Below are 3,624 nucleotides of genomic sequence, written 5' to 3'. Positions count from 1 at the left end.
CTTTCATTCTGTTATTTTTTATGAGTTCTTAAAGTTCTATTTTTAATTTTGATATTTTAAATTGGAAATTAAGTGTGTTTTTATTCCGTTTTGGATTCGTTTTCGTTTTTTCGCATTATGTACAACGTGATTGTGTATGGTTAGTTGCGTGGTTAAGCCTTAAAGTTAGCAAACAAATCACAGATAGAAAATTCCAGCGGAATTTTCGTAAGTCGGCAGTGACCTAGCAATTAATTATACACGGTGTTAGCAAACGTATTTTATCCGCTCTAATTTTCTAAAAGGTTATATTTTACAAAATTACTATTCCATTTGTCCGTAATATTTATTGTCTTTACCAAATCATTAAATTCAAATCCGTTGGTATTTGTTGCTGTCAAATATATTCTTGCCTCTGCATTTTGTACTTTGAATTTATCTATTGTTGGGATGTAATTAATGTTGTTGGCATCTTCAACTTGCTCAAAATCATTAAAAAGCCTTAAACAAAAGTTGGATTTTGTATTTATTAAATTTGGCGAATATTTATTCTCTGTGATATTGGTGAAATAATTATAATTATTACTATTATCAAAATAATTTTCAAATTCTTCTATTAAACCTTTTAGTCTTGTCAAATCTTTTTCAGAGTATTTATATCTTTTTTCTTTAATATATTTATTTTCACTTTCAAGTAGTTTAACATCTTCTTTATTGTCTTTGTCTGTTCTTTTCCAGTTTTCTCTGGTTAAATCTAGATAATTAGCATAACGTTGAAGTTCCTCCAAGTTAGTATTTGTGTGATTCTTAAAAAATGAGGATACATCGTAATCGCTCAACTTTTCCGTTTCTGTAAGATAATCACGATATTCTTTTGATTTAAACGTGATTGTACCTGCTTTATATTTTAAAACTAATTCCACTACAATTTGAGTTTTCTCAATTATTTCTCCAAAGGGATTTCCAATTTCTGTGGTTAAATGCAAAGTTGTCGTTTGGGAAGAGGATATTGTAGAAAAAATCAGTTTTTTGTCTTTATTGAATTCGTCTCCGAATTTATAGCTCAATCCGTTATTAAGGTTTAATTTGAAGGATTCGTCTGAAAATCTACTTTTTGTCTTTTCCTTAATTTCGTTTTTTTGATTTGGAATTTTACTTTGAATGTAATCTTTTGGTCTTATATCAAAGCTGTACAAAATATCGTTTTCTTTGCTTTTGTAAACCGATTTTATTGTTACTCCTAAAGTTTGGTAATTGATGTCATTTCCTTGATTTTCTTTTGCTCTTATAATTTGCTCATTTTCTATTTGTTTGAAAGAATTATTAAAGTCGTTTGAAGTGCCGTAATCATTTTTATCAATTATGTAAGTATAAATAATTGTGTTAGTTTCTTTATCAAATTTTACCTTTTCTGCGAAAGTGAATTCATCAACTTTAGCTGGAAGTTTCATCATTCTGTTTGTATTCTGTGCGATTTGCGTCATATAGTTTTGAGCATTTTTTTCCTTTTTTGACAGATTATCACAACCTATCATCAAAAAGCACAAAATTATTAAGTAAAGAATGTTGTTTGTTTTCATATGTTTGCTAACGGTTTCGGCTATGAGTAGTTGCGTGGTTTAGCACTTAACTTTGCAAGTACACACCAAACTGAAAATCCGTGAGGATTTTCAGAAGTAGGCGAGAACAAGCAATTACTTATAGCCATTGTTGGCAGTAGTGTTTATTTTGTCAGTCGTTTTGCTGTCATAAATCGGTCAGCTACATTGTCCCAATTGATAATTTCAAGAACTGTATCAACAAAATCGGCTCTTTTATTTTTGTATTTCAAATAATAGGCGTGTTCCCAAACATCAATCACCAAAATCGGAACAACTCCCCATTGTGTTAATTTTTGATGATTTTCGCATTGTAACAATGTCAAGCTATCCGAATAAGGTTGGTAACCCAAAATACCCCAACCGCTTCCTTCTACAGTTTTTGATATTTTCCCGATATAGCTTTTCAGTTTGTCAAATGAACCGAAATCCTTTTCTATCTGTTTTAAGAGTTCAGTTTTGGGTTCAGTTTTTTTATTCGTTAAGTTCGTCCAAAAGATGGAATGAAGCACGTGGCTTGAAAAGTGGTAAGCTAACTTTCGGGTCCACAAATCCACTTGGTCTAAATCGCCCGATTTTAGATGTTCCTTAATTTTAATCAAATCTGTGTTTGCCCCTTTTACTGCTCCACCGTGATGAAATTCAAAGTGCAGATGTAAGGTTTCTTCATCCATATGTGGCTCCAAAAAAGTTTTATTGTATGGAAGTGATTTTTGAATGAAATTTCCATTACTGTCCACTAATCTGTCAATTCCGTTTTCCGTTACATTTTGTGAAAAAACGTTGTTCATTGGTAGGATTGTCGCTCCACCTAAAATTGCCGTGTTTCTTAAAAATTCTTTTCTGTCCATATTTATACTTTTTTCAATTTATCTCGTTTTTCCACATTACTGCCAACGAGTTTGTACAAGATTAGTTGCGTATTAAAGCACTAAATTTATTAAATAATTACTGACCGGGAAAATCCTCACGGATTTTCGTAAATGTGCTAGAACCTAGCAATTGATTTTGTACGGTGTTGTGTGTAGTATGTTTATACTGAACTTTTTTGTGATTTACCGAACCCAAAACCTCCAATAAAAGAAAGTATTGCAGTTATAATAGTAATCAATAAACTCAAATTAGATTGAAGATAAACAATTAAAAATCCAATAAATAGCAAACCTATTACTATTAATATTAAATTGTAATTACGTTCAGACTTTCGTTCAACTCTATCTCTTTTATCATTTTCATCAGAATTCGAAATCAATGTCGTTATATGATCAGGAGTAATTTTATCAGCTATTGGGTTTGATCGTCTTGAAATTCCAGAAAACATTGATTGTTTAATTATACTAACAACTTTTCCTCGTTCTTCCTCTGGAATTGCTTCTAAAATCTCATCAGGGATAATTCCTTCTGAGTCAATATTGGTTTTTTCACTTTTTATTTCTTCTTTTTCAATTGAATTTGCAGTTACTTGAACGTCATTTTCAGAATTCATATCATCTTTAGTCATAGAATAATTTTTTTAAAACATTTTAAAAATATGTGAAAATGAATTTTCTAATTCTTTATTAACTTTATTTTCGATATAAAAATTAATAACATCAGCTAGAATATTAATCATTGCCTTTCTTTCTGATTCGTTTAATTTACTCAATGATTTCACTAAAACACTAAGTTCTTTTTGGAATTCAGAGTCTAACTCTTTCGAGCTCAATTCATTAAAATAGTCAGAATAATATTCTTGAATGATAAAATCATCCCAAATATTTTCTTTTTTCTTTTTTGGAATTGATAAAAAATCTTTTTTATTAATTAAATTCATTCTAAATAAGGGTTTATGCAACAAGTTACAAATATAAACGGAATTTTCAAATATTAATTATCCATAAATTATTATTTAAGATTTTTTTCACATATTACACACAACGATTTCTATATGCGCCGTTTTAATGGCGTATATGGGTTGTTGTGTTTAGTATTTTGTACATCTGTAAATATACAATTTTTTAAATACGGAGTCTGTCAGCCGCCACCATAAAATGTCTCCAATTGTCAT

At 29.7% G+C, this 3,624-nt stretch carries 4 protein-coding genes; all 4 read right to left on the bottom strand.

The window, feature by feature from the left end; translation table 11 throughout:
* Window positions 1-269 precede the first annotated feature (269 nt).
* Entirely contained in the window at window positions 270-1,433 is a 1,164-nt protein-coding gene (locus HGB55_RS14575; protein WP_168817741.1) for a hypothetical protein, read from the bottom strand.
* A gap of 269 nt (window positions 1,434-1,702) precedes the next feature.
* The gene (locus tag HGB55_RS14570; RefSeq protein WP_009780324.1) at window positions 1,703-2,428 is read right to left on the bottom strand and encodes a superoxide dismutase; all 726 of its coding nucleotides are present in this window, start codon (window positions 2,426-2,428) and stop codon (window positions 1,703-1,705) included.
* A 182-nt stretch (window positions 2,429-2,610) separates the two neighbouring features.
* Window positions 2,611-3,078, bottom strand: coding sequence for a YrzE family protein (locus tag HGB55_RS14565; protein WP_168817739.1), 468 nt, complete (start codon window positions 3,076-3,078; stop codon window positions 2,611-2,613).
* A gap of 12 nt (window positions 3,079-3,090) precedes the next feature.
* Window positions 3,091-3,390, bottom strand: a complete 300-nt coding sequence (locus HGB55_RS14560; protein WP_168817737.1) for a hypothetical protein — start codon at window positions 3,388-3,390, stop codon at window positions 3,091-3,093.
* Between the last annotated feature and the right edge of the window lie 234 nt (window positions 3,391-3,624).

This window comes from Lutibacter sp. B1, assembly GCF_012524075.1.
Taxonomy (GTDB): Bacteria; Bacteroidota; Bacteroidia; order Flavobacteriales; family Flavobacteriaceae; genus Lutibacter.
Note: the sequence above shows the minus strand (reverse complement) of the source record. Positions and strands in the feature narration are given on the sequence as shown.